The sequence below is a fragment of the Pseudomonas sp. TMW22090 genome, from assembly GCF_022496665.1.
In the GTDB taxonomy this organism is placed as follows: Bacteria; Pseudomonadota; Gammaproteobacteria; order Pseudomonadales; family Pseudomonadaceae; genus Aquipseudomonas; species Aquipseudomonas gregormendelii.
Map to the genome: position 1 here is coordinate 1,001,102 of NZ_SCFH01000001.1, position 25,201 is coordinate 1,026,302.

General features: G+C 60.9%; 18 protein-coding genes and 2 pseudogenes. 7 read left to right on the forward strand and 13 right to left on the reverse strand.

Annotation, left to right across the window (positions count from 1 at the left end):
* Positions 1 to 28: 28 nt before the first annotated feature.
* The gene (locus EQV97_RS04640; RefSeq protein WP_240888521.1) at positions 29 to 2,026 is read right to left on the reverse strand and encodes an alpha-1,4-glucan--maltose-1-phosphate maltosyltransferase; all 1,998 of its coding nucleotides are present in this window, start codon (positions 2,024 to 2,026) and stop codon (positions 29 to 31) included.
* Positions 2,027 to 2,239: 213 nt separating this feature from the next.
* Between EQV97_RS04640 and EQV97_RS04645 the strand changes: the two genes are divergently transcribed.
* Together EQV97_RS04645 and EQV97_RS04650 are read left to right on the forward strand one after the other, a co-directional pair.
* Positions 2,240 to 2,398 carry a hypothetical protein gene (locus EQV97_RS04645; protein WP_163019444.1) on the forward strand — a complete coding sequence of 53 codons (159 nt, stop codon included), beginning with the start codon at positions 2,240 to 2,242 and terminating at the stop codon, positions 2,396 to 2,398.
* 39 nt (positions 2,399 to 2,437) lie between these two features.
* Positions 2,438 to 2,518: pseudogene (locus EQV97_RS04650) on the forward strand (outer membrane lipoprotein carrier protein LolA); the annotation flags it as partial.
* A gap of 116 nt (positions 2,519 to 2,634) precedes the next feature.
* Here the strand turns inward: EQV97_RS04650 and EQV97_RS04655 are convergent.
* Complete coding sequence (locus tag EQV97_RS04655; protein ID WP_225569812.1) at positions 2,635 to 3,141, reverse strand: MgtC/SapB family protein; 507 nt, start codon at positions 3,139 to 3,141, stop codon at positions 2,635 to 2,637.
* Positions 3,142 to 3,261: 120 nt separating this feature from the next.
* On the opposite strand from EQV97_RS04655, the gene EQV97_RS04660 reads away from it, so the two are divergent.
* The 3 genes from EQV97_RS04660 to mapR all read left to right on the forward strand — a co-directional run bounded on the left by EQV97_RS04660 (position 3,262) and on the right by mapR (position 6,638).
* Complete coding sequence (locus EQV97_RS04660; RefSeq protein WP_045058618.1) at positions 3,262 to 3,495, forward strand: DUF3203 family protein; 234 nt, start codon at positions 3,262 to 3,264, stop codon at positions 3,493 to 3,495.
* Between the two features lie 195 nt (positions 3,496 to 3,690).
* A complete protein-coding gene (gene ccoG, locus EQV97_RS04665) occupies positions 3,691 to 5,121 on the forward strand; it encodes a cytochrome c oxidase accessory protein CcoG (protein ID WP_240888522.1) in 1,431 nt (476 codons plus the stop codon).
* Positions 5,122 to 5,228: 107 nt separating this feature from the next.
* A complete protein-coding gene (gene mapR / locus EQV97_RS04670) occupies positions 5,229 to 6,638 on the forward strand; it encodes a GntR family transcriptional regulator MpaR (RefSeq protein ID WP_225569814.1) in 1,410 nt (469 codons plus the stop codon).
* A gap of 20 nt (positions 6,639 to 6,658) precedes the next feature.
* On the opposite strand, the gene EQV97_RS04675 is transcribed toward mapR, so the two are convergent.
* The 7 genes from EQV97_RS04675 to tpx all read right to left on the reverse strand — a co-directional run bounded on the left by EQV97_RS04675 (position 6,659) and on the right by tpx (position 19,569).
* Positions 6,659 to 7,405 (reverse strand): SDR family oxidoreductase, encoded by a 747-nt coding sequence (locus EQV97_RS04675; protein ID WP_122839743.1) that lies wholly within the window; start codon positions 7,403 to 7,405, stop codon positions 6,659 to 6,661.
* 136 nt (positions 7,406 to 7,541) lie between these two features.
* The gene (locus tag EQV97_RS04680; protein ID WP_122839742.1) at positions 7,542 to 9,623 is read right to left on the reverse strand and encodes an EAL domain-containing protein; all 2,082 of its coding nucleotides are present in this window, start codon (positions 9,621 to 9,623) and stop codon (positions 7,542 to 7,544) included.
* Between the two features lie 270 nt (positions 9,624 to 9,893).
* Positions 9,894 to 11,372, reverse strand: coding sequence for an efflux transporter outer membrane subunit (locus tag EQV97_RS04685; protein WP_240888523.1), 1,479 nt, complete (start codon positions 11,370 to 11,372; stop codon positions 9,894 to 9,896).
* Positions 11,369 to 14,476: an efflux RND transporter permease subunit gene (locus EQV97_RS04690; RefSeq protein WP_240888524.1), complete on the reverse strand. Its 3,108-nt coding sequence runs from the start codon at positions 14,474 to 14,476 to the stop codon at positions 11,369 to 11,371. Before EQV97_RS04690 ends, EQV97_RS04685 begins: the two co-directional genes overlap by 4 nt.
* Positions 14,473 to 17,577, reverse strand: a complete 3,105-nt coding sequence (locus EQV97_RS04695) for an MdtB/MuxB family multidrug efflux RND transporter permease subunit (protein ID WP_122839739.1) — start codon at positions 17,575 to 17,577, stop codon at positions 14,473 to 14,475. Before EQV97_RS04695 ends, EQV97_RS04690 begins: the two co-directional genes overlap by 4 nt.
* On the reverse strand, positions 17,574 to 18,884 hold the full coding sequence (locus tag EQV97_RS04700) for an MdtA/MuxA family multidrug efflux RND transporter periplasmic adaptor subunit (RefSeq protein WP_225569819.1): 1,311 nt from the start codon (positions 18,882 to 18,884) through the stop codon (positions 17,574 to 17,576). Before EQV97_RS04700 ends, EQV97_RS04695 begins: the two co-directional genes overlap by 4 nt.
* A gap of 184 nt (positions 18,885 to 19,068) precedes the next feature.
* The gene (tpx, locus tag EQV97_RS04705; protein WP_045058627.1) at positions 19,069 to 19,569 is read right to left on the reverse strand and encodes a thiol peroxidase; all 501 of its coding nucleotides are present in this window, start codon (positions 19,567 to 19,569) and stop codon (positions 19,069 to 19,071) included.
* A gap of 321 nt (positions 19,570 to 19,890) precedes the next feature.
* Here tpx and EQV97_RS04710 point away from each other — a divergent pair.
* A pseudogene (locus EQV97_RS04710) lies at positions 19,891 to 20,001 on the forward strand (YciI family protein); the annotation flags it as partial.
* Between the two features lie 152 nt (positions 20,002 to 20,153).
* Here EQV97_RS04710 and EQV97_RS04715 read toward each other — a convergent pair.
* Positions 20,154 to 20,825: a DUF3313 domain-containing protein gene (locus EQV97_RS04715; RefSeq protein ID WP_240888525.1), complete on the reverse strand. Its 672-nt coding sequence runs from the start codon at positions 20,823 to 20,825 to the stop codon at positions 20,154 to 20,156.
* Positions 20,826 to 21,038: 213 nt separating this feature from the next.
* On the opposite strand from EQV97_RS04715, the gene EQV97_RS04720 reads away from it, so the two are divergent.
* Positions 21,039 to 23,387: a tetratricopeptide repeat protein gene (locus EQV97_RS04720; RefSeq protein ID WP_240888526.1), complete on the forward strand. Its 2,349-nt coding sequence runs from the start codon at positions 21,039 to 21,041 to the stop codon at positions 23,385 to 23,387.
* A 62-nt stretch (positions 23,388 to 23,449) separates the two neighbouring features.
* Here the strand turns inward: EQV97_RS04720 and EQV97_RS04725 are convergent, their stop codons facing one another.
* From EQV97_RS04725 to EQV97_RS04735, 3 genes are all read right to left on the reverse strand, one after another.
* Entirely contained in the window at positions 23,450 to 23,944 is a 495-nt protein-coding gene (locus EQV97_RS04725; RefSeq protein WP_122839734.1) for a hypothetical protein, read from the reverse strand.
* Positions 23,945 to 24,052: 108 nt separating this feature from the next.
* Positions 24,053 to 24,574, reverse strand: coding sequence for a GNAT family N-acetyltransferase (locus EQV97_RS04730; RefSeq protein WP_122839733.1), 522 nt, complete (start codon positions 24,572 to 24,574; stop codon positions 24,053 to 24,055).
* 57 nt (positions 24,575 to 24,631) lie between these two features.
* Positions 24,632 to 25,072, reverse strand: coding sequence for a carboxymuconolactone decarboxylase family protein (locus EQV97_RS04735; RefSeq protein WP_122839732.1), 441 nt, complete (start codon positions 25,070 to 25,072; stop codon positions 24,632 to 24,634).
* Positions 25,073 to 25,201 lie beyond the last annotated feature (129 nt).

Sequence of the window (25,201 nt, forward strand, 5' to 3'; positions counted from 1 at the left end):
AATCACTCCCGGCGTCAGGCTCGGTTGGTCAGGACACGGAAATGCGCCAGATGCCGAACGATTGCTGAGCCGGGTCCAGGCGCATGAACTGGTACTTGCCGTGCCAGGTCCAGCGGTGCCCGTTCATCAAGTCCTCGCCCTGGGTGTGCGCGTCGTCCGGCAAACCCATTTCCCACAGCGGCAGCTCGAAATTCGCTTCCTGGGGGTTGTGCGGATCGAGGTTGACCGCTACCAGAATAAAGTTGCTGCCATCGACGCTACGCTTACCGAAATACAGGATGTTGTCGTTCCAGGCGTTGTAGATCTTCAAGCCAAGGTGCGAATGCAACGCCGGGTTCTGCCGGCGAATGCGGTTGAGCTGGGCGATCTCGGCGATGATGTTGCCCGGCGCGTTGTAATCCCTCGGGCGGATCTCGTACTTCTCCGAGTTGAGGTATTCCTCCTTGCCCGGCACCGGCGCCGCTTCGCACAACTCAAAGCCCGAATACATGCCCCACAGGCCTGAGCCCATGGTTGCCAGGGCCGCGCGGATCAGGAACCCGGCACGCCCGGACTCGTGCAGGAACGCCGGGTTGATGTCCGGTGTATTGACGAAGAAATTCGGGCGATAACATTCCCGCCATGGCGATTCGTTGAGTTCGGCCAGATAAGTCGACAGCTCGTACTTGGTGTTGCGCCAGGTGAAGTAGGTGTAGCTCTGGGAGTAACCGACCTTGCCCAGGCGCGCCATCATCGCGGGCGTGGTGAAGGCTTCCGCAAGAAAGATCACTTCCGGATACAGAGCGCGTACGTCGGCGATCAGCCACTGCCAGAAAGGCAGGGGCTTGGTGTGCGGGTTATCGACGCGGAAGATCTTCACGCCCTCCTCGACCCAGCCCACCACGATGTCGCGCAGTTCAACCCAGAGACTCGGAATCGCATCCACGGCATAGAAGTCGACGTTAACGATGTCCTGGTATTTCTTCGGCGGGTTTTCGGCGTATTTGATCGTGCCGTCCGGACGCCAGTTGAACCAGCCCGGATGCTGTTGCAGCCATGGATGGTCCTGGGAACACTGGATCGCGAAATCCAGGGCGATCTCCAGGCCATGATCAGCCGCTGCCGCCACCAGGCGACGGAAGTCCTCGCGGGTGCCCAGCTGCGAGTGAATGGCCTCATGCCCCCCCTCTGCACTGCCAATGGCATAGGGGCTGCCCGGGTCATCTGGACCGGCGGTCAGGGAATTGTTCGGGCCTTTGCGATGGCTGCGACCGATGGGATGAATCGGCGGGAAATACAGGACGTCGAAGCCCATGTCCTGGATCATCGGCAAACGCGAGTGTACGTCGTTGAACGTGCCGTGCCGGGCTGGGTCGTCGGTGACCGAACGGGGAAACAGTTCGTACCAGCTGGCAAACTGCGACAGTTCACGCTCAACGTCCACCGGATACTCGGGGCTGAAACTGACAAAGGCCCGATGGTCGGCCTGGGCCATCAGGTCGGCGCTACGTTGGTGCAGAAACAATGCAACCTGCTCGGTTTCGAGCAGCCCGGACAGCTCATGGTGCAAAGCCGCCAGTGCTTCGCTCAGCGGCCCTTCGGCACGCTCGGCGGCGTGCTGGACCTGAGTACGACCTTCCTGCAGTTCCAGGCTGACTGGCACCCGTGCGCTGTGCTTTTTCTCCAGTTCATAACAGAAGCTGGCGAACTGATCGATCCAGGCTTCCACGCAGAACACGTATCGGCCCTGACGCTCGACGCGAAACTGGCCCTGAAAGCCGTTGTTGCCCAGTTCGCCCATCACCGCGCTGTGCCAGCTCTCATCGCCCTCGGAGCGCCAGCGCACCCGCACCGCAAGCTTGTCATGGCCGTCGGCAAACACCTTGCTGGTGACCACGACGTCCTGACCCACCACGGCTTTGACAGCGAACTGCCCGCCATCGAGGATCGGCATGGTGTCTTCGATCGCGATTCGAGGCAGCAAAAGTGCCTGCGACAACGTTATATGAGGGTTGTAGCTCAACTCTGTAGGCTTTTCAGTCGTCATCGAGCATCTCTCCTTTACGCCCCATGGACGCTCTTGTACTGGGCCGACAATCGCAAAGCGCTCGGCCCCGGAATGAACTCACTTAGGTTCCGAGCGACCGGCGCGGGTAAAGTTCACGCGGATTGCTCAGTTCGAGCACGGGAATCATTTCATGAGAGCAAGGGTCAACAGACTTAAGCACGACTCAAGCCATGTGCCACAGGAGATGCAGCGATGACGATTCCCAACCCTGTTGAAACGCCGGATCCGAATATCGACAATCCCGTTATCCCGCCAACCGATCCGCAGCCGGTGCCAGAGCAGGAGCCGCCTGGAACGGTGCCACCACCTCGGGAAGACCCGCCAGATACCATGCCGCCGGTGGTTGTGTAACCCTTAACCGCGAACCCTGTAGGAGCGAGCTTGCTCGCGATGGGCGCTAACGATGACGAGGGTAGCCTGACACTCAACGGCGCTCTCAGCTTCTTCGCGAGCAAGCTCGCTCCTACAGTTGGCAGCGATCGTAGACGCGCGATCGGACGATGGCAGAGCAGTAGGCCGTCATTGTCGTCGATGGCCGGGCAGTGAGCCGTTACAACAGGCGCAAGAGCCTGCTGCTTCGGCAATGGTTACGGCGCATCCCCCCGATCTTTATCCAGCAACTTCACAATCCTCGGCATCACGTTGAAAATCGCCAGTGCCAGCAACGTACTCAGCACTGCAGTAGACTCCCGCCCCATGCCTGCCGATACTCCGATCGCAGCGGTCATCCACAACCCGGCTGCGGTGGTCAATCCCTTCACGTGGCCCTCTTCGCCTCCGGGATTTTTCAGAATGGTCCCGGCGCCAAGAAAACCGATGCCGGCAATTACCCCCTGCACCACCCGGCTCATGGCATCTGCCTGGGACCCGGACATCTGCGGCACCAGCACAAACAATGCGGCGCCCAATGCCACCAGCATGTGGGTACGCACCCCGGCGGCTTTGCCTTTGTTCTCCCGTTCGAACCCCAAAATGCCGCCCAGGATCGCGGCGATAACCAGTCTCACAGTGATTCGTGTCAATTGTGCTGCATCGCCGATGTCGGCGAATTCCGCTTGCAGGGTTTCCCATACTTCATGCCACCAGGCTTTCATGCTGCTGTCCTTGTGATTGATCTGGAAGATGGACCACGCCAACCATTAATCGGTTGCAACGAACGATGCTGGCCGGCCATAGCCTAATGTTGAAGAACCCGCAGAAATAAGGACTCCGCCATGACCGTTCGCATCGAAAACCAGACTTGCTTCTTCACTACCGAGAACGGCGAAGAAATCCGCCTGTGTCCCGACGTCACCGTAATCACCGATTCGGACAAAGCCATGTCGGCAGTCGAACTCGATGGTCAGCGCGTCTACATCACCGAAGCAGAAGCTGATGCATTGACCGTAGCAGGCGCTGTAGATGGGCGTAAGCATTTGAAAGCCACCGACAGTGATTCGGTGATTTGACCGACGCAGATCAACCAGGCCGGCGAGTGCTTGCGACAGGTGCACAGGGACCGGGCTGACAGCTGCTTCAAAGTGTCGCAGACGGCGGATCAGAGCCCATCTGATCCGCTTTTTATTGCGATACCTGAGTCTGTTATGCAAACAGATCGACGCTCATAGTACTCCGGCCTGATGGAGGCTGATGAGCGAAAGACCATGAGCGAAAGAATTCCCGTCCGAACCCTTGAGAGTGCCCCGTCCGTCCAGACTTTTGAGCCTTCGCGTGCAAAGACGAAGACCGGGTCCAGCGACAATCTGATTCACACCCGCAGTTTTACCGGCCTGTTTCGTACGTTGCGCATGAGCGGTGCAGGGTTTCTGTTCCTGCTGTTCTTCGGCACGGTGTGGCTCAATTGGGGTGGGCGCCAGGCCGTGCTCTGGGACCTGTCCGAAAGCAAATTCCACATCTTTGGTGCAACCTTCTGGCCACAGGATTTCATCCTGCTCTCGGCGCTGCTGATCATCGCCGCATTCGGGCTGTTTGCGATCACCGTATTCGCCGGGAGGGTCTGGTGTGGCTACACCTGCCCCCAGAGCTCCTGGACCTGGATTTTCATGTGGTGCGAGAAAATCACCGAAGGCGAACGCAATCAGCGGATCAAACTGCAAGCGGCCCCCTGGACCTTCAACAAGCTCCTGCGGCGTTCGGCCAAGCACACGCTGTGGCTGGCGATCAGCCTGCTCACCGGTCTGACCTTCGTCGGCTACTTCACCCCGATCCGGCCCCTCGCCGAAGAACTGCTGACCCTGCAAATGGCCGGTGTCAGCCTGTTCTGGGTCCTGTTCTTTACCGGTGCCACCTACATCAATGCCGGCTGGTTGCGTGAAGCGGTGTGCATGCACATGTGCCCCTATGCGCGATTCCAGAGCGTGATGTTCGACAAGGACACGCTGACCATTTCCTACGACTTCGCTCGCGGGGAAAACCGTGGCCCGCGCAAGCGTGACGTAGCACCGGCCGCTGTCGGCCTGGGCGACTGCATCGACTGTCAGCTGTGCGTACAGGTGTGCCCGACCGGCATCGACATCCGCGACGGTTTGCAAATGGAGTGCATTGGTTGCGCAGCGTGCATTGATGCCTGTGATTCGATCATGGACAAAATGGGCTACGCCCCTGGGTTGATCAGCTATACCTCCGAACACGAACTGCAGGGTGGCAAGACGCGTCTGTTAAGACCGCGACTGATCGGTTACACCGCCGTGCTGCTGGCGATGATCGGCGCCCTCGCCCTTGCGCTGGTGGAACGGCCAATGGTCTCGCTGGATGTCAGCAAGGACCGCGGGCTGTTCCGCGAGAACAGCCAGGGGCAGATCGAAAACATCTACAGCTTGAAGGTCATCAACAAGACCCAGGAGCACCAGGACTATCGCCTGATGCTGGTGGAGGGTGACGACTTCCAGTTGCAAGGCAAGACCGAACTAAGCCTGGCGCCAGGGGAAATTGTCGACGTGCCGGTGTCCGTGGCGATGACCACGCAGCGCCCGAGCAGCAGCTCGCAAAGCATAGTGTTCAAGATCGTCGATACGGATGAGCCCGGGATCTACAGCGAAGCCAAGAGCCGGTTTGTTGCGCCGATGAACCGTTGATCCCTTAGACTGCAGTGCTGCCACAAGCGCACTGCAAAACCTGTGGGAGCAGGCTTGCCCGCGAAGAAGTCCCCCCGATTTCACAGAACAACCCGACCAGGCTTTAAATGAAACGCTACGAAAAATTTGCCGACGACATCGCTGAACTGATCCGCTCCGGCGTCCTCGGCCCCGGTCAGCGGGTACCGTCGGTGCGCTACGCCAGCCAGACCTACGGGGTCAGCCCATCCACCGTGTTCCAGGCTTATTACCTGCTGGAGCGGCGCGGTTTGATCCGCGCCAGGCCGCGCTCCGGCTACTTCGTCAACACCCACGCCCCGAGCCCTTTTTCCGAGCCGGAGATCAGCAGTCAGGTGAACGAATCAACCGAGGTCGACGTGAGCGAACTGGTGTTCTCGGTGCTCGATTCGATCAAGGACCCGAACACCGTGCCCTTTGGCTCGGCGTTCCCCAGTCCGACGCTGTTTCCCCTGCAGCGCCTGTCACGTTCCCTGGCCAGCGCCACCCGTGACATGGATCCGCGCATGGTGGTCACCGACATGTCGCCGGGCAATCCGCAACTGCGCCGGCAGATCGCCCTGCGTTATATGGTGGGCGGGTTGATGTTGCCGATGGAGGAGCTGTTGATCACCAACGGCGCCCTGGAGGCACTGAACCTGTGCCTCCAGGCCGTGACCGAACCCGGCGACCTGGTCGCCATCGAGGCACCGGCCTTCTACGCCTGCTTGCAGATTCTCGAGCGGCTCAAGCTCAAGGCGGTGGAAATTCCCGTGCACCCACGCGAAGGCATTGACCTGGCCGTGCTCGCACAAACCCTGGAGCGCCATCCGATCAAGGCATGCTGGTGCATGACCAGCTTCCAGAACCCCATGGGCGCGACCATGCCCGAGGCGAAGAAACAGCAACTGGTCGAGTTGTTGCGTCGCCATCAGGTACCGCTGATCGAAGACGATGTCTACGCCGAACTGTACTACGGCCAACAGGCCCCCAAACCGGCCAAGGCCTTCGATACCGAGGGCCTGGTGATGCACTGCGGCTCGTTCGCCAAGAGCCTGGCCCCCGGTTACCGCATTGGCTGGGTAGCTGCCGGGCGGTTCGCGCAGAAGATCGAACGCCTGAAGCTGATGACTTCACTGTGCGCATCGATGCCAGCCCAGGCAGCAATTGCCGACTACCTGCAGCACGGCGGCTACGATCGACATTTGCGCAAATTGCGCTATGCACTGGAAGAGCAGCAAAGCGCAATGCTCGCGGCCATTGCCCGGTACTTCCCGGCACAGACGCGGGTCAGCCAGCCTGCTGGCGGGTACTTCCTGTGGCTTGAGTTGCCGGAGCAGATGGACTCCTTGAAGCTGTTCCAGATGGCGCTTGCCCAAGGCATCAGCATCGCGCCGGGGCCGATTTTTTCACCGACCCGACGGTTCAGGAATTGTATCCGGCTGAATTATGGCAGTCCCTGGGACGAGACGGCGGAGAAGGCGATGGAGACGCTTGGGCGGATTGTCCGGTCTTTTTAAAGTCAAAAGAGCTTGAGCTCTTAGCGTCCGCCACCCAGATCAACAAAGGTCCCCGTCGCATACGACGCCTTGTCCGACAGCAGCCAGACAATCGCCTCGGCTACCTCATCCGGCCGCCCACCCCGGGCCATCGGGATCGCTGACTCCAGCTTGCTCACCCGATCCGGGTCGCCACTGAGCGCATGGAAATCGGTATAGATGAATCCTGGCCGCACCGCATTGACCCGAATCCCCTCGCCCGCCACTTCCTTGGACAAGCCGATGGTGAAGCTGTCCAGCGCCCCTTTGGAAGCCGCGTAGTCGACGTATTCGTTGGGCGATCCCAGGCGCGACGCCACCGACGACACGTTGACGATGCTGCCACCCTGGCCGCCGTGCTTGGGCGACATGCGCAGGATCGCGTGCTTGGCGCAGAGAATGGGCGCCAGGACGTTGGTCTTGAGGATTTTGAGAATGCGGAACTCGGACATTTCGTCCACCCGGGATTTGTGCCCGACGGTGCCGGCGTTGTTCACCAGAGCGGTCACACGGCCCAGTTCGGCGTCCACGCGGTTGAACAGCCCGACCACTTCATCCTCGATGCTCACATCGGCGCGTACCGCGATCGCCTGGGCCCCCATTGCGCGCACTTGTTCGAGCACCGCGTGTGCAGCTTCTTCGTCAGCCTGATAATTGATGCAGATCCGATAGCCCCGTTCAGCGGCCAGGAGCGCTGTCGCGGCGCCGATGCCTCGGCCCCCACCGGTGATGACGATGACTTTGTCCATGCTGACTTTCCCCATTTTTTGCGTAAGCAGTCGGGGTCAAGAATAACCGCCATCGGCGGTTTTTGCATGATCAGGGGTGTCATTACTGACGCCATCGCGGGCAAGGCTTGCCCGCGATGAACGATGACGCGGTCCATCAGACCGCCGCCATCTGCTCCCCACGAACAATATCCATCATGAAGCGCTCGGCCGGCAGCGGATGGCCGAGCAGATACCCTTGCAACGAGTCACAGCCCAACTGCGTCAGGAAGTCCTGCTGCACGTCAGTCTCCACCCCCTCCGCCACTATCCGCAGGCCCAGTGCCTGTCCCAGGGCGACGATGGCCGAAACGATGGCGGCGTCATCACTGTCGCGCTCCAGATCACGAACGAATCCGCGGTCGATCTTCAACTCGTTGGCGGGCAGGCGCTTGAGGTACATCAGGCTGGAATAGCCGGTACCGAAGTCATCGATAGACAGGTCCACGCCCATGTCCGACAGCGCCTGCAGTACCGTCATGCTCGCATCGGCGTCGCTCATGGCCGTGGTTTCGGTGATTTCCAGCGTCAGGCTGTTGGCCGGCAGATGGTGAGTCGCCAGGGCCTTGGCGACACTCTGGACCAGGCCGGTATGGCAGAACTGTAATGCCGAAAGATTCACCGCAATGCGCCAGTCGGTGTACCCCAGCACATACCACTCGCGCATCTGACGGCAGGCTTCATTGAGCACCCATTCGCCGATCGGAATGATCAGTCCCGTCTTTTCCGCCAGCTCGATGAACTTGTCCGGCAGGAGCATGCCCTGGGTCGGATGCACCCAGCGCAACAACGCCTCGGCACCGACCGGACGACCATTGGCGGCGTCGAACTTGGGTTGGTAATAAAGACTGAATTGCTGTTGCTCCAGTGCCGCGCGCAGGTCCTGCAACAGCTGCAGTTGCTTTCGCGCGTTACTGTTCATCGAAGCGTCAAAGAAGCTGTAGCCATTCTTGCCGGTGCCCTTGGCGTGATACATCGCGGCATCGGCGTTCATCAGCAATTCCTGGGCGGTTTCGCCATTGCCCGGATACACCGCAATGCCGACGCTGGCGGATATCTGCAGGTCATGTTCGGCGACGCGGAAAGAGCGCGCAATCAAGCCGACCTGGCGCGCGGCCAGATTCAGCGCGTCATCCTGCTCGGCCAGTTGCACCAGCAAGACAAACTCGTCACCGCCGATTCGCGCCAGGGTGTCCTGACTGCGCAGATCCACCCGCAGGCGCTGGGCGACTTCCCGCAACAACTGATCGCCCATATGGTGACCGAATGCATCATTGACCGGTTTAAAACCGTCCAGATCGATGAACATCAGCGCAAAACAGCCGCCCTGTTCGCGCACCACCAGCATCGCCTGGTCGATGCGATCGGCGAGCAGCACCCTGTTCGGCAACCCGGTCAATGGATCATGCAGGGCCAGTTGGGTCAGTTCGCGATTGGCCTCGGTCAGTGACTGGGCCAGATGCGCCGTTCGCGCTTCCATCCGCGCGTCGAGAATCGAAGTCAGCAAGGCGATGGTCAGCACCGCCAGGGTGGTAATCAGCACCAGGTTGTCCAGCCCGCTCCCGCTCAGGCCGCTGGACGCAGCACCGCAGAAGCTGCCGTCAGGAAAGCGCGCCGCAGCCATCCCGGTATAGTGCATGCCGACAATCGCGATGCCCATGATCACTGCCGCACCGGCGCGCATCAGCGCAACGTGGGGCGTGTGTTGACGCAGCCGGAAGGCGATCCATAAAGCCGCGCCCGAGGCACCTACCGCGATCAACAGCGAGGCACTGAACAGCGCGGGATCGTAATCGATGCCCGGTTGCATGCGCATGGCCGCCATGCCGGTGTAGTGCATGGCGCTGATCCCGCTGCCCATGGCCAGCGCGCCGAACAGCAGCTGCCAGGCCGGTAGTCGGGGCTGGCTGACCAGCCACAGGGCGAAGCCACAGGACAGCATCGCAATCAGCAACGACAGCAGGGTCAGCGTGACGTCGTAGCCCAGGTCTATGGGCAGGGTGAACGCCAGCATGCCGATAAAATGCATCGACCATACGCCTACACCCATGGCAAAGGCGCCGCCAGCCGTCCACAACGCAACCGCATGGCCCTTGGCCGTGGCAATACGTTCGGTGAGGTTGAGCGCAGTGTAGGAAGCGAGAATCGCGACGAACAGGGAAATGATAACCAGCGTGGGGGAATAGCTACCAATAAGCATCGGAGTTCTCGAAATGACCCGTATTGCTTCCCTGCTCGGCGGTGTTGAAGTCGGCGATTGTACGGGTTCTCAAGAGGAACGCACTGAGAAAATTAGCAAAAGGCCATCAAGCCGATGAAACGCTTGTTTGAACAGTTAAACGGTGGGGCAATACCCTTATCTGTAGGAGCGAGCTTGCTCGCGATGGACGCTAACGGCGACGCGTTTTGCCTGGAATAACGCGGTGTTCTGAGGTCCATCGCGAGCACGCTCGCTCCTGCAGGAGGGGCGCTATTGTGCATTCTGCTCCAGCTGCCCATCCCAACCACCGCCCAGCGCTGCAATCAACTGCACGCTGGCGATCAACCGGCTCTGCAACAGGCTGAGCATGCTGCGTTCATTGCTCAGTGCCGTCGCCTGCACAACCACCACGTCAATATAGGCAATCAACCCCGCCTTGTACTGGTTCTGGGTCAGGCGCAGGGAATCCCGGGCCGCATCCAGCGCCTGCTGGCGCACTTCGGATTCGTCTTCCAGCACCTTCAACTGGACCAGATAGTTCTCCACTTCACGGAAGCCGTCGAGTACGGTCTGGCGATAATTGGCCACGGTCTCATCGTAGGCGGCTTCGCTGCGGTCCACTTCAGCCGAGCGTTGGCCGCCGTCGAACAGGGTCATGGCCAGTTGGGGGCCGACGGACCAGAAGCGATTCGGCACGCTTATCCAGTTTGAAGAGGTGCTGCTGCTGTAGCCGCCGTTGAGGCTCAGTGTCAGGTCCGGGTAATACGCCGCCTTGGCTACGCCGATGTTGGCATTGGCCGCCATCACCGAGCGCTCGGCCGAGGCAATGTCCGGCCGCCGTTCCAGCAGTTGTGAAGGCAGGTTCAGCGGCACCTCCGGCAAGGTCGGGATATCACGGGATTCGGCCAGGTTGAACTGTGCTGGCGGCAAGCCGACCAGCACTGCAATGGCATTTTCGAACTGCGCGCGCTGCCAGATCAGGTCGACCATGTCGGCCTGGGTGCTCTTGAGCTGGGTCTGCGCCTGGGCCACTGCATCCTTGCCGGAGACTCCGGCGCGGTACTGGTTTTGTGTCATCTTCAGCGAGCGCTCGTAGGCTTCCACCGTCGCTTGCAGCAGGCGTTTTTGTTCGTCGATGACCCGCAACTGCAGGTAGTTCTGCACCAGTTCCGATTGCTGGCTCAGGCGCATGGCCGCCAGGTCGGCATAACTCGCCTGGGCATTGGCGGTGTCGGCTTCCAGGCCGCGACGTAGCTTGCCCCAGACGTCAGCCTCCCAGCTCACACCGGCCTGCGCCGTGTAGGTGTCACGGATGCCACTGGAAGAACTGCTCAGGCTGGAACTGCTGCTGCCGGTGCCCTGGCTGGAGCGGTTCTTGCCCACGGTCAGGTCCACCGTCGGAAAAAATGCGCCACGGGCGCTGCGCACCAGGGCCTGGGCCTGGCGGTACTGGGCTTCGGACTGGGCGACTGTCTGGTTGGCGCTGTTGAGTTTGTCGATCAGGCCGTTGAGCTGCTGATCGCCATACAACTCCCACCAGGCTCCGCGCGCCAGCGAATCGCTGGGGTTGGCCTGACGCCAGCCGGCCGCTTCCTTGTACTGCACCGGGGCCGCCGCTTGCGGGCGCTGGTAATCCGGGCCGATGGCGCAAGCACTGAGCAATGACACGCACAGTGCCAGGCTCAGCAGGCACGAGCCACGAGCCGGGACCAGGGGGGCGGCCAGGGTGAAAAGCGAACGGTCAGTCATAGCGGAGTTTCCAGAGCAGCATCGATACGCACCCCACGCCAGTGGTTGAAGCGATGGCGCAGTTTGTCGAGATAGAGGTAGACCACCGGGGTGGTGTAAAGGGTCAGCACCTGGCTGAAGATCAGCCCGCCAATAATCGTCAGGCCCAACGGCTGGCGCATTTCGGCCCCTTCGGCGCGACTGAGCAGCAAAGGCAATGCCCCGAGAATCGCGGCCAGGGTGGTCATCAGGATGGGCCGCAGACGCTGCAGGCAGGCGCTGCGAATCGATTCCAGCGGCGCCAGGCCCTGATGCCGCTCGAGCTGCAAGGCCAGGTCGATCATCAGGATGGCGTTCTTCTTCACCACGCCAATCAGCAGGAACAGCCCCAACAGCGAGATCAGGCTGAATTCGCCGCCCAGCACATAGATCGACAGCAACGCGCCGACCCCGGCAGACGGCAAGGTCGAGAGGATGGTCAGTGGATGTATGTAGCTTTCATAGAGCACGCCCAGCACCAGGTACACCGCGACCAGCGCTCCAAGGATCATCCATGGCTGGCTCTTCTGCGTGGCAGCGAACGCGTCAGCAGTCCCGGCGACTTTGACGATCACGTCTTCCGGCATGCCCAGCCGCGCAATCGCCCGCTCGATGGCGGCGGTCCCCTGCTCCACCGTCACGCCTTCGGCCATGTCGAAGGAGATGCTCTCGGAGGCGAACTGGCCCTCGTGGCTGACCCGGTCGTCTTCCAGGCTGTTTTCGTAATGGGCAATGGTCGACAGCGGAACCCGTGCACCGTCGGCAGTAATGACCTGCACCTGCTTGAGGGTAATCGGGTCCTGGGCGTACTTCTGGTTGACCTCCATCACCACCTGATACTGGTTCAGGCTGTCGTAGATGGTCGAGATCTGCCGCTGGCTGTAGGCGTTGTTGAGCACCGAAGTGACCATATTCATGTCGATGCCCAGGCGTTTGGCCTGATCGCGGTCGACAATCAGCGTGACTTGCTGAGCGCCGCGGCCTTCACGGGCGTCGATGGCCGTCAGTTCGGGCAAAGCCTTCAGCGCGGTCACGACCTTCGGGTACCACTCACGCAATGAGCCCAGGTCCGCGCTTTGCAGGATGTAGGAGTATTGTGAGGTGGTCTGCTCGCGGCCACCGCCGAATTGCAAATCCTGGTCCGCCATCAGCATCAGTTGCGCACCGGGAACCTTGGGCATCTCCTTGCGCAGGCGCTCGATGACCTTCTGGGCGGAGATGTTGCGCTCCTTGATCGGTTTGAGGCGCACCAGCATGAAGGCGTTGTTGGTGCCGTTGGTGCCGCCGATGAAGCCGGCGACGCTCTCAACGGCGGGGTCTTTCAATACTGCACGACGGAAAACCTCCATCTTGGGTTGCATCACGGTGAATGACAGCCCGTCATCCCCGCGCACGAATCCGATCAGCTGACCGGTATCCTGCTGCGGCATAAAGGTTTTAGGAACAACAACATAAAGCGCAATGTTAACGCCGATTGTCACGAACAGACTGAGCAGTGTCAGGCGCCGATGGCGCAGCACCCAGTCGAGGCTGGTGGCGTATTTGGCGACCATCCAGTCGTTGGTCCGGCGGCTGACGCGCTGCAGGCGGTTCTCCTGGCCCGGCGTATGGGGCTTGAGCCAGCGGGCGCAGAGCATTGGCGTGAGGGTCAGCGAAACCACCAGCGAGACCACGATGGACGCCGCCAGGGTGATGGAAAATTCGCGGAACAGGCTTTCAATGATGCCGCCCATGAACAGGATCGACAGGAACACTGCCACCAGCGAGACGTTCATCGACAACAAGGTAAAGCCGACCTCTTCGGCCCCCAGATAAGCGGCCTTCATCGGCGGCACACCCTCGTCGATGTGCCGGGAAATGTTCTCCAGCACCACGATGGCGTCGTCCACCACCAGCCCGGTCGCCAGGATCAGCGCCATCAGCGACAGGTTGTTCAGGGAGAACCCGTAGAGGTACATCACCGCAAACGTACCGACCAGCGACACCGGCACCGCCAGGGTCGGAATCAGCGAGGCTCGGAAGTTGCCGAGAAACAGGAACACCACCAGGATCACCAGCGCCACGGCGATCAGCAAGGTCATTTCCGCTTCATGCAGGGTGGCCTTGATCACCGGCGAACGGTCCATGGCCAGGTTCAGCTTGACGCTGGCCGGCAGCACGGCCTGCAACGCGGGCAGCTGGGCCTTGATTTCGTTGACGGTCTCGATGATGTTGGCGCCGGCCTGGCGGTTGATGACCAGCAGCACTGCGGCGTCGTCGTTGAAAAAGCCGCTGTTGTAGCGGTCTTCGACACCATCGCTGACCTTGGCCACATCCTTGAGGCGCAATGCCGCGCCGTCGGCGTAGTGAATGATCAGCGACTCGTAGTCCTTGGCCTTTTCCAGCTGGTCGTTGGCCTGGATCTGCCACAGCCGCTCGCCGTCCTCGACCGCGCCCTTGGGCCGGCGCACGTTGGCATTGGCAATGGCCGTGCGCACATCATCGAGGGCCACGCCGTACTGGTTGAGCGCCTGGGGTTCGAGCTCGATGCGCACCGCAGGCAGGGAACTGCCGCCGATCTGCACTTCGCCCACGCCCTGCACCTGCGACAGGCTCTGGGACAGAATGGTCGAGGCCAGGTCGTACAGCTGGCCCTTCTCCAGCACATCCGAGGTCAGGGAAAGCACCATGATCGGCGCCTGGGACGGGTTGACCTTCTTGTAGGTCGGCATACTCCTCATGCCGCTGGGCAGCAAGTTGCGCGACGCGTTGATCGCCGCCTGCACTTCCCGCGCGGCGCCGTTGATATCGCGGTCGAGGTCAAATTGCAGGATCACCCGTGTCGAGCCCTGGCTGGATCGGCTGCTCATGGTGTTGACCCCGGCAATCGCCCCGAACGAACGTTCCAGCGGCGTGGCCACGGTCGACGCCATGACCTCGGGGCTGGCACCCGGCAGGCTGGCCTGGACCACGATCACCGGGAAATCCATTTGCGGCAGCGGCGATACCGGCAACAGGCCGAAGCTCACGCCGCCCAGCAACATGATCGCCAGGCTCAACAGCATGGTGGCGACCGGCCGCTTGATGAAAGGTCCGGACAGGTTCATGGCTGCTCTACCGCTTCCACGGGTTCGGATTTATGGCCCCAACGACGACCCAGACGATCAAAATAGAGGTAGATGACCGGGGTGGTAAACAAGGTCAGGACCTGGCTCACCAGCAACCCGCCCACCATCACCAGTCCCAGGGGCTGGCGCAGTTCCGCGCCGGAGCCGGTGGCCAGCATCAGCGGTACCGCACCGAACAAGGCTGCCAGGGTGGTCATCAGGATCGGCCGAAAGCGCAGCAAGGCCGCCTGGTAGATCGCCGTTTCCGGGTCCAGCCCCTGATTACGTTCGGCGTCGAGGGCGAAGTCGATCATCATGATCGCGTTCTTCTTGACGATACCGATCAGCAGGATGATGCCGATGATCGCGATCATGCCCAGGTCATTGCCACTCAACAGCAACGCCAGCAAGGCGCCCACTGCGGCCGAGGGTAAGGTAGAGAGGATGGTGATCGGGTGGATGTAGCTCTCGTAAAGCACGCCCAGCACGATGTACATGGTCACCACCGCCGCGAGGATCAGCAGCAACGTGCTCGACAACGACGCCTGGAACGCTTCGGCCGCGCCCTGGAACTGGGTCTGCACGCCCAGTGGCATGCCAATGTCCTGCTGCACCTGTTCGATGATGTCCACCGCATGGCCCAGCGCCACGCCGGGAGCCAGGTTGAACGACATCATCACCGCCGGGAACTGGCCAATGTGGGTGATTGCCAGCTGAGCCTGACGTTGCTCGATGTGGGCCAGGCTGGACAGGCGCACCTGGCCGCCATCGGTGGTCTTGACGTGGATCTGGTTCAAGGCATCCGGGCCGATTTTCTCTCCCGACTGCGCCTGCAGCACCACGCGATACTGGCTGGCCTGGGTATAGATGGTAGAGATCTGTCGCTGGCCGAACGCGTCATACAGGGCGTCGGTGATATTCGCTACCGAGACCCCTACCCGGGACGCCGCGTCGCGGTCGATCACCAGATAGACCTGCAGGCCCTTGTCCTGCAAGTCGCTGGCCACGTCCGTCAGCTCGGGTCGCTGGGCCAGGGCCTCGACCAGACGGCCGCTCCACAGGCTGAGCAACTCCGAGTCCGGGGACGACATGCTGAACTGGTACTGCGTGCGGCTGACCCGATCCTCGATGGTCAGGTCCTGCACCGGCTGCATGAACAGGCGAATACCGACCAGTTTGTCTACTTCGGGTTGCAGCCGGGCGATGATTTCGCTGGCGCTCAGGTCCCGGGCGCTGTGAGGCTTGAGGTTGATCAGCAGGCGCCCGCTGTTGAGCGTCGAGTTGTCACCATCGACGCCAATGTAGGACGACAGGCTTTCCACCGCCGGGTCAGCCAGGATGATTTTCGCCAGGTCCTGCTGACGCTGGCTCATGGCCGCAAAGGAAATCGACTGCGGGGCCTCGGAGATGCCCTGGATCACCCCGGTGTCCTGCACCGGAAAAAAACCCTTGGGCACGATCATGTACAGGAACACCGTCAGCGCCAGAGTGCCGATCGCCACCAGCAGCGTCAGCGGCTGATGCTTGAGCACCCACTGCAACTTGCGCCCATAAGCGGCGATCATCCAGTCGATGACGGCGCCACTGGCACGATAGAAACGCCCCTGCTCTTTTTCTTCGGGCTCGCGCTTGAGCAGCCGCGCGCACATCATCGGCGTCAGGGTCAGGGACACGACCAGGGAAATCAGGATGGCCACCGCCAGGGTGATGGCGAACTCGCGGAACAGGCGCCCTACCACGTCGGCCATGAACAACAACGGAATCAGTACGGCAATCAGCGACAGCGTCAGGGAAATCAGGGTGAAACCGATCTGCCTGGCGCCCTTGAGCGCGGCATTCAACGGGGTTTCGCCTTCTTCGATATAGCGGGAAATGTTTTCCAGCATCACGATCGCATCGTCCACCACAAACCCGGTGGCGATGGTCAGGGCCATCAGGGTCAGGTTGTTGACCGAGAACCCGGCGAGGTACATCACGCCAAAGGTGCCGATCAGCGACAGCGGCACGGCCACCGAGGGGATGATGGTGGCGCTGGCGCGACGCAGGAACAGGAACGTGACCATGACTACCAGGGCAATGGCGATCAGCAGTTCGTGCTGCACGTCCGTCACCGAGGCGCGGATGGTCTGGGTGCGGTCGGTGAGCACAGTAACCTCGAGACCGGCCGGCAGGTTGTCGGTGATGCTCGGCAGCAGCGCCTTGATCCGGTCCACTACTTCGATGACGTTGGCCCCGGGCTGGCGCTGGATATTAAGCAGCACCGCCTGGTTTTCATTGGCCCACGCGGCCAGCCGTTCGTTCTCGGCACCGTCGACGATCTCTGCCACGTCCTTGAGCCGCAACGGCGCGCCGTTGGCGTACGCGAGGATCAGGTTGGCGTAGTCCGCGGGCGACGTCAGCTGGTCGTTGGCATCGAGCATCGACACCCGGGTCGGGCCGTCGAAGTTGCCTTTGGGCTGGTTGACGTTGGACGCGCCGATCAGGGTGCGTACGTCGGCCAGGTTCAGGCCGTTGGCCGCCAGGGCTTCCGGGTTGACCTTGATCCGCACCGCCTGGCGCTGGCCGCCGGCGATGCTGACCATGCCGACCCCGCTGATCTGGGCGATTTTCTGCGCCATGCGCGTATCGACCAGGTCATTGAGCTTGGGCAGCAACATGGTCTTGGAGGTGATTGCCAGGGTCAGCACCGGGGTGTCCGCCGGGTTGACCTTGTTGTACACCGGTGGTGCCGGCAGATCGCTGGGCAGCAGGTTGGTAGCGGCGTTGATCGCGGCCTGGACCTGTTGCTCGGCGACGTCCATGTTGATATCGAGGCTAAAGCGCAGGGTCAGCACGGAGGCGCCGCCGGAACTGGTCGAAGCCATCTGCGTGAGGCCGGGCATCTGCCCGAACTGGCGTTCAAGCGGCGCGGTCACGGCGCTGGTCATGACATCCGGGCTGGCGCCGGGATACAGCGTCATCACGCGAATGGTCGGGTAATCGACCTGAGGCAGCGCCGACACCGGCAGCAAGCGGTAGGCGATAATGCCGGCCAGGATAATGGCCAGCATGCTGAGCGTAGTGGCTACCGGGCGAAGGATAAACAGCCGCGAGATGTTCATGCGCCGCCCTTTTTCGCCTTGTCGGTCGCAGTGCTATCAGGCGTCGACGCCGCCGACTTGCCCTGAAGGTGTTCGGTCGGCGCGGTCGGCACGTCCTTGCTGTCATTGACCACTTCCACTTCACTGCCTTCCTTGAGGCGGTCGGTACCCTCGAGCACCACACGGTCGCCAGCCGCCAGGCCTTCGGTGATCACGGTGTTGTCACCGTCACTGGCACCGACTTTCAACTGGCGAATGGTGACCTTCTTGTCGCCATCGAGTGCGTAGACGAAGGTGCCATTGGTGCCAAACTGAATCGCCGCCGAAGGTGCCAGCACGACATTTTTCAGGGTGTCGGCCAACAGGTGGACGTTGACGAACTGGTTGGGAAACAGCGACTGGTCGCGGTTGTCGTAGCGGGCCTTGAATTTCAGGGTGCCGGTGGTCACGTCGATCTGGTTGTCGAGGCTCTGCAGCACGCCGGTCGCCTGCAGTTTGGTGTCCCCCCGGTCCCAGGCTTCAGCAGGTAATTTGGCCCCCGAACGATAACGCTCCAGCACCACGCTCAGGTTGTTTTCCGGCAAGGTGAAGGCGACGCTGATCGGTTGGGTTTGGGTGATGATGGCCAAGGCCGTGGTGTCATTGGCAGCCACCAGGTTGCCGACGTCCAGTTGACGCAAACCTACACGGCCGGCGATCGGTGCACGAATTTTGGTGAATTCAAGATTGAGCTTGGCGTCGTTGACTGCTGCCTGATTGGTCTTGACCGTGCCCTGATACTGGCCCACCAGCGCCTCGGCAGTGTCCAGGGTCTGCTTGGCGATGCTGTCTTCGCGATACAGGCCACGGTAGCGTTCGACATCCACCTGGGCATTTTTCAACTGCGCCTGGTTCTGCAGCAGAGTGCCCTCGGCCTGAAGCAAGGCATTCTGGTATGGACGCGGGTCGATCTCCGCCAGCAGGTCGCCGGCCTTGACCATCTGGCCTTCCTCGAAGGCGATCTTCACCAGCTCGCCGCCGACCCGGCTCCGCACATTGATGGTGTTGAGCGCGGTAACGGTACCCAGCGCCTTGTAGTAAAGGGGGAAATCCCCCTTCACCGCCGGCGCCACCCGCACCGGAATCGGCCCGGTCGCGCCGCCGAACCCCGGCCGCATCCCCCCGGATTTGCCGGTATGCCCGGCTGCAGCTTTCTGCCCTGCAGGCTCTTTCTGGTCGCCTGCGGGCCAGAATTTCCAGCAGACGCCAGCGACGACCAACAGAACTAGCAGGCCGAACAGCCAGCGACGGGGACTACGGGAGGAGGATTGCATTGAATGATCAACCATTGGGCGCGTGGGCTTCTTCTACGGGAGGCTGAACGATAAGCACTGGCGGGTATTAAGCAAAGCGGCTTTACCGGCAATTTACTTTCGGCTTACGTAACAGGATGTTTGTCCAAGACACTGATACAGATACACAAATGAAAACGGCCTGGACAGGGCCAGGCCGTTAACAATTGTAAGCCCGAACTTATTTCAATACAGCAAGCGCCGCTTCGTAATTCGGCTCTTCAGCAATTTCCTTGACCAGCTCGCTGTGCAGGACGTTGTCGTTTTCGTCCAGGACCACTACCGCACGGGCGGTCAGGCCTTTGAGCGGACCGTCGGCAATCGCCACGCCGTAGTTCTCGATGAACTCGGCACCGCGCAGGGTCGACAGGTTCTGCACGTTTTCCAGGCCTTCGGAACCGCAGAAACGCGCCTGGGCGAACGGCAGGTCAGCGGAGATGCACAACACCACGGTGTTGGCCACGTCGTTGGCCTGGGCGTTGAACTTGCGCACGGAGGTGGCGCAGGTCGGGGTGTCGACACTTGGGAAAATGTTCAGCACTTTGCGTTTGCCGGCGAAGCTTGCCAGGGTCACGTCGGACAGATTGCCGGCGACCAGGGAAAAGGCTGGCGCCTTGGAACCGGCTTGTGGCAGTTGGCCGTTGACTTGAACCGGAGAGCCTTTAAGAGTGACTTGAGCCATGAACTGAGTCCTTCTGAACGTTGATGTGGAGATTTTTGAAGAGGCCGAAGTTAACCACGAAATGGGCTGGCGACCTATGCCCGGATACAAATTGTGGTGTATCAACCAGTGTCTCGTAATCGTTGACGTCGAGCGCCTGCACAAGCTGCGCAGGAGCTGTGTAGCAGCTGTCGGGACAGATGGTGCTTGTCACCAAATCCCCGTAGGAGCTGCCGAAGGCTGCGATCTTTTGATCTTGATTATAAAAAACAAGATCAAAAGATCGCAGCCTCGTTTCACTCGGCAGCTCCTACGGGTGAGCCGGGATTCGAAACCGGCATCATGCCAGGCGCTGACACCGCAATCGAGATTCGTCGGGTGCATGCCGCAGAAGATTTCGGCACTGAAGCCACCACTGAATTACGCGAGCAGGAGGTAAGACTGCGGGCCCGGACGGACAGCACTGAGCCCTTTACGGAGGGCATTGCGTGTATTCAGGATGGACGCGTTATCGTTCGCGTCCATCGCCAGCAAGCTGGCTCCTACACAGTTACCATTGCTGCAGCAACGGACATCCATGCAATCAAGGAAGGCCCCTCCCCACATCACTTCGATTTGAGCTTCAGATAAGACTGATGCAGATCCGCCGCCCAGCCATCGATCACGCCTTTGACGTCATCGGCTTTCATCACCTGGCTATCGTTTTCCAGTGGCTTGCCGCTGCCCTTGCGCACGACTTGTGCCAGCACATGGTTGTTGCCGCCATCGAGAAACACCGCTTCAGTCGCCAGGTCGGTTTCCTGGTCGCGAATACCGCTGGCCGTGCTCACCGCAGCCGCCACCAGGGCAATCGGGATCACTTCATAAGGCTTCAGGCCTTCAGTCTTGCTGCTGACGGCGGTAATGGCGGCGCGCACCACGATCACACCCGGGCCAGGCCCTGCGGCCAGTGGCAAGGACTTGCCAATTTCGCGTTTGAGCGCCTGGTCGTAGTAACCGGTGATGCCATTGAGGGTGGCCTGGGGGATTTTCACCGTCGGCTGCGGCTTCGGATAGAGCTGGGTCGGTTCCACGTACACGCTGGTGTACTTGCTGATATCCAGCTTGGGGTCAACCCAGCGCATCACCGTGGCACCCGACGGCGATTGCGCCTCGCGCAGCTGGCTGTAGTCCTTGAGAAACCCCGAATACTGGTCCGGCTCCACGACTTTGCTGGCACAACCCACCACGCCAATCGAGGCAATGCAAAGCGTGCTCATCATTGACACTAACTTCATGCGCAAACTCCTGTAAGTGACCAACGAACATTAGGGAAGCAGTGCTACAGGTATAGCCAAAGCCTGGGATAATGCGTTGCAAAATCAGAAAGTTCATCAAGGCTGCGGGCTGCTTCACAACAGGTAATTGACACGGGGCCGGGCACCCGGCAAAGCTGCACCGATGTTGCACGCGCGCCTGAAGGCAATGGCACCTGGACTACGGAAGTCGCAATGCCTGAACATAAGAATAAAGCTGCAGAGTCGACACCTGATTCGCCTTCCAACCCGACGGGTCGCTTGCTGTTTGCAGTCATCATCGCAACGCTGCTCATGGCTGTGGCGGGGATCGGCTGGTTTCTGCTGAGCAGCACATCAACCCCGGTTGCCCTCGCACCTGCCCCGACGGCCCAACCAGCCCAGGCGCGCCCCGTCGCAATGGCCGCCGCGACCATGGTCGACGAAGTGCAATGCCAAGGCTGCCACAGTGCCCAGGTCAAGGACTGGCAAGGTTCCCATCACCAACTGGCCATGCAGGACGCCAATGCCGACACAGTGCTGGGTGACTTTATTAACGTCAGCTTCAAGGCAGAAAACGAAACCACACGCTTCTCGCGCAAGGACGATGCTTTCTGGGTCAATACCCCTGGCATCGATGGCCAGAATGCGGACTTCAAGGTGGCCTATACCTTTGGCATCGCGCCTTTGCAGCAATACCTGATAGAAGTCGGCGAGGGTCGTCTGCAGGCGTTGGGTGTGGCGTGGGATACTGAAAAGCATCGTTGGTTTCACCTGTACCCGGGACAGGGTGTGAACTTCAAAAACCCGTTGCACTGGAGCAAGCCGAGCCAGAACGCCAATTTCATGTGCGTCGAGTGCCACACCACCGGCTTCAAGCGCAATTTCGATGCCGCAAAAAACACCTTCGACAGTCAGTGGAATAGCCTCGGTGTCGGCTGCCAGGCATGCCATGGCCCGGCCTCGAACCATCTGCAGTGGACAGCGAAAAAAGGTGACCTGGTCCACAAGGGTTTTGCCGTGGACCTCAAGGATCAGAACGCAACCGTCGAACTGGAAACCTGTGCTCGCTGCCATTCCCGGCGAGCGCCCCTGGGAGACGGTTTTACCGTCGGCAAGCGGCTGATGGACGACTACCTGCCCAGCGCCTTGACGCGCGAACTGTACGCGTTGGACGGCAAGATCAAGGATGAGGTGTTCGAGCACGGCTCCTTCGCCCAGAGCAAAATGGCCGACAAGGGCGTGCGCTGCAGCAATTGCCACAACCCTCACAGTAACGAGCTGAAGGCCCCCGGCAATGGCGTCTGCCTGCAATGCCACAACACGGCGGGCAAGACCGCCGTCGCCGGGGTGGACGGCAAGGGCTTGCAAGCGAAGAACTACGACTCCATCGAACACACGCGACACACCACGGGGCAATCCGGTTCGCAATGTGTGGATTGCCATATGCCCGGCAAGTTCTACATGGGCAACGACTTCCGTCACGACCACAGCTTCAGCATTCCCAACCCGGAGCGAGCAAAAAAACTCGGCACGCCGGACGCCTGCCTGACCTGTCACCAGGGCAAGGCCGGTGACAAGGTGACTGAACAGTTCAAGCTCTGGAACACCGCCCCTGCCGCGCAGGCCCCGCGCTACGACGAAAGCCTATGGCTGATCCGCAATGGCCAGCCCGGTGCCGCCCAAGCCCTGTACGAGCAGTTGCAACGCAGCAATTTGCCAGCCATCCAGCGCGCGACGCTGCTGGCCGAGTTGGCACTGTACCCCAGCGAACAGGCCTTGAAACTGGCAAGCAAAGACTTGAACAACCCGGCGGCCCAGGTGCGTGAAAGCGCCGTCCGGGCGATCAGCGCCTTCCTGCCGCCGGCCGAACGCCCCCCCCTGCTGACGCCATTGCTGGTTGACCCGGTGAAGGCGGTACGAATTGCCGCCGCGCGCGAACTGCTCGGCGCGGCCCGGGATGGTTTGGGCAACACCCGGGGCAATTGGGACGTGGCGATCGGAGAGTATGAAACGGTGCAGAAAAGCCTGGCCGAACGTGCCGAAGCCAACCTCAACCTGGCCATGCTGTATCAGGCCAGCGGGCGCAGCGCTGAAGTCGAAGGTTTGTTGCGCACTGCGCTCAAGCGCGACCCCGACTTCTACCCGGCACTGGTCACCCTGGTGCAATGGCTGGAAGCGGCCGGACGCGGACAGGAAGCCCAGGCACTCCTCGACCAGGGCCTCAAGGACCATCCGGAAGCAGCGCTGCTCCAGCATTCCCAAGGCCTGGCACTCATTCGCGCCGGCAAAACCGCCCAGGCCATGCCCGCCCTGCTCAGGGCGGCCCGACTGGAGCCGCAGAACGCGCAATACGGCTATGTGCTGGCCGTGGCGCTGCACGACAGCGGCAAGGTGGACGAGGCTTGCCTGGAGCTGGAACGGCTGCTCAAGGAACAGCCGGCCAATCGCAATGCACGGCTGTCGCTGATCCAGTATTACCTGGAGAACGGTCAGGAACCCAAGGCCCAGGTGCTGCTGCAAGGCTGGAAGAAAATGAACATGGGGGACCCGGCGTTGAAATAACGGCGGGCAGGTTCACTCCCCCAGAGTCAGATCCCACAAGATCAGCTTGTGTGATCTGTCTTTCAGCCGCGCTCGCGGGGGATCAGGCTCTGCAGTTGCTGCGCGAGGAAATTCGCATCGAAGGCGAAGGTATCCGGGTCCTTCAGGCCGTTGGTCTTGCGCCACTGCCAGCTGTTGGAGGGCGGCAGGCAGACCAGCGAAACGCTGCCATAACGGGCAGCCGTCAAGCCCATGACCGCCAGGGAAATCTGCCCGCCCGTACCCATCACATCGGGAACGAATTCCACCGGTTTTCCAGCGATCACGATGCTCAGTTTCTCGGTTTTGAAGTTCGACGTTTCCACCGGAACACTCGGCCCGAATGCGACATAAGGCTCGCGACTGACTTCCAGCAGGTTGGGCGTCTTGACCGGTTCCAGCCACAGCTGGATCTGGTCGAACAACTCGCCTATACGCGTCGCCCACACGGCCGATTGCGCCTCAAACAGTTGCTTCTTGTGCGCTTCGCTATCTGCGTATTGGCGAAGCATCTGACCCAATTGCTGTACGTCGTCCATTGCGGTGTCCTTTGGTTGAAGCAGTACTGCGGACATTGAGCATGGCAGAAGCGAGCCGCCGGCGTACGACTAAACGCGCCAGCGGTGTTTTTTTGCGCTGCCCGCCAATCAGCGGTAGGCGAGCGTGCGACGCAGGCGCGCCATGCTCAAGGTATCCACCAACACCCCGTCACGCACGGCGTAGTCACGAAACAGGCCTTCGGTCTCGAAACCGAATTTGCGGTACAGGCCAATAGCCGCTTCGTTGTCGGCATACACCGAAAGCTCGACCCGCTGCAGGTTCATCCAGTTGTCGGCGATGTCCAGGGCGGCGCTGAGCAATCTCGAGCCCACGCCCTTGCCCTGCCACGCTGACGCGACGCCCATGCCAAAGCTGCCCGCATGGCTGCGACGCACTCGCGAATACTGTTCAAGCCCCAGGTGGCCGATGACTGCGCCCTGATGCAGGGCCACCAGTTTCAGTGCGCGCTCGTTGCCTGCTTCAATGCGCGAGCGCCAGACCTCTACGGACTGATAAGGCATCTGCAGCACCTGGCGCGTGACCGCCGTTTCGTTGTAGAGCGCGGCGACGCCTTCGAGATGGGATTCGTTGAAACGTTCGAGGCTGATGACGGGATCGGTGCCAGACATGGGTGATTCATCCTTGATACAGACATGGCCTCCCACTCTATTACGATCCTGCGCCCATCAACAACTGGGGGTTTGGCGAAAACTTACGGCCAGGCGATTCCAACTGTTGATGGTCGTGACGGCAATGGTCAGGTCGACCATTTCAGCCTCACTGAATTGCTCCCGAGCCTGGGCGTAGACGTCATCCGGAACATGGCTTTCAGCGAGCAGCGTGACCGCCTCCGCCCAGGCCAGTGCGGCGCGCTCACGGGGGTTGAAGAAGTCACTGTCGCGCCACACCACGATCGAATACAGCCGCCGATCGGTCTCGCCCAGGCGTCGCGCATCCACCGAGTGCATGTCAGTGCAGAACGCGCAGCCGTTGAGCTGTGAAGCGCGGATCTTGATCAGGTGCAACAACGGCGGTTCGATACTGAGATGGCTGGTAAGAGCCTCCATGGCGATCATGGCTTTCATCGCCTTGGGCGATGCGCTGTAGTAATCCAGGCGGGAATTCATGGCGAGCCTCGCGGGCCGATAGAGTCAGCCTACAGTAGGCGCGCAACGTGGGTCGTTACAGCTCCAATCCGGCGAATTAACCGTTGACCACTGCGGCGCCAGGCCAATCTGCGGTTTTTTACCCGCACA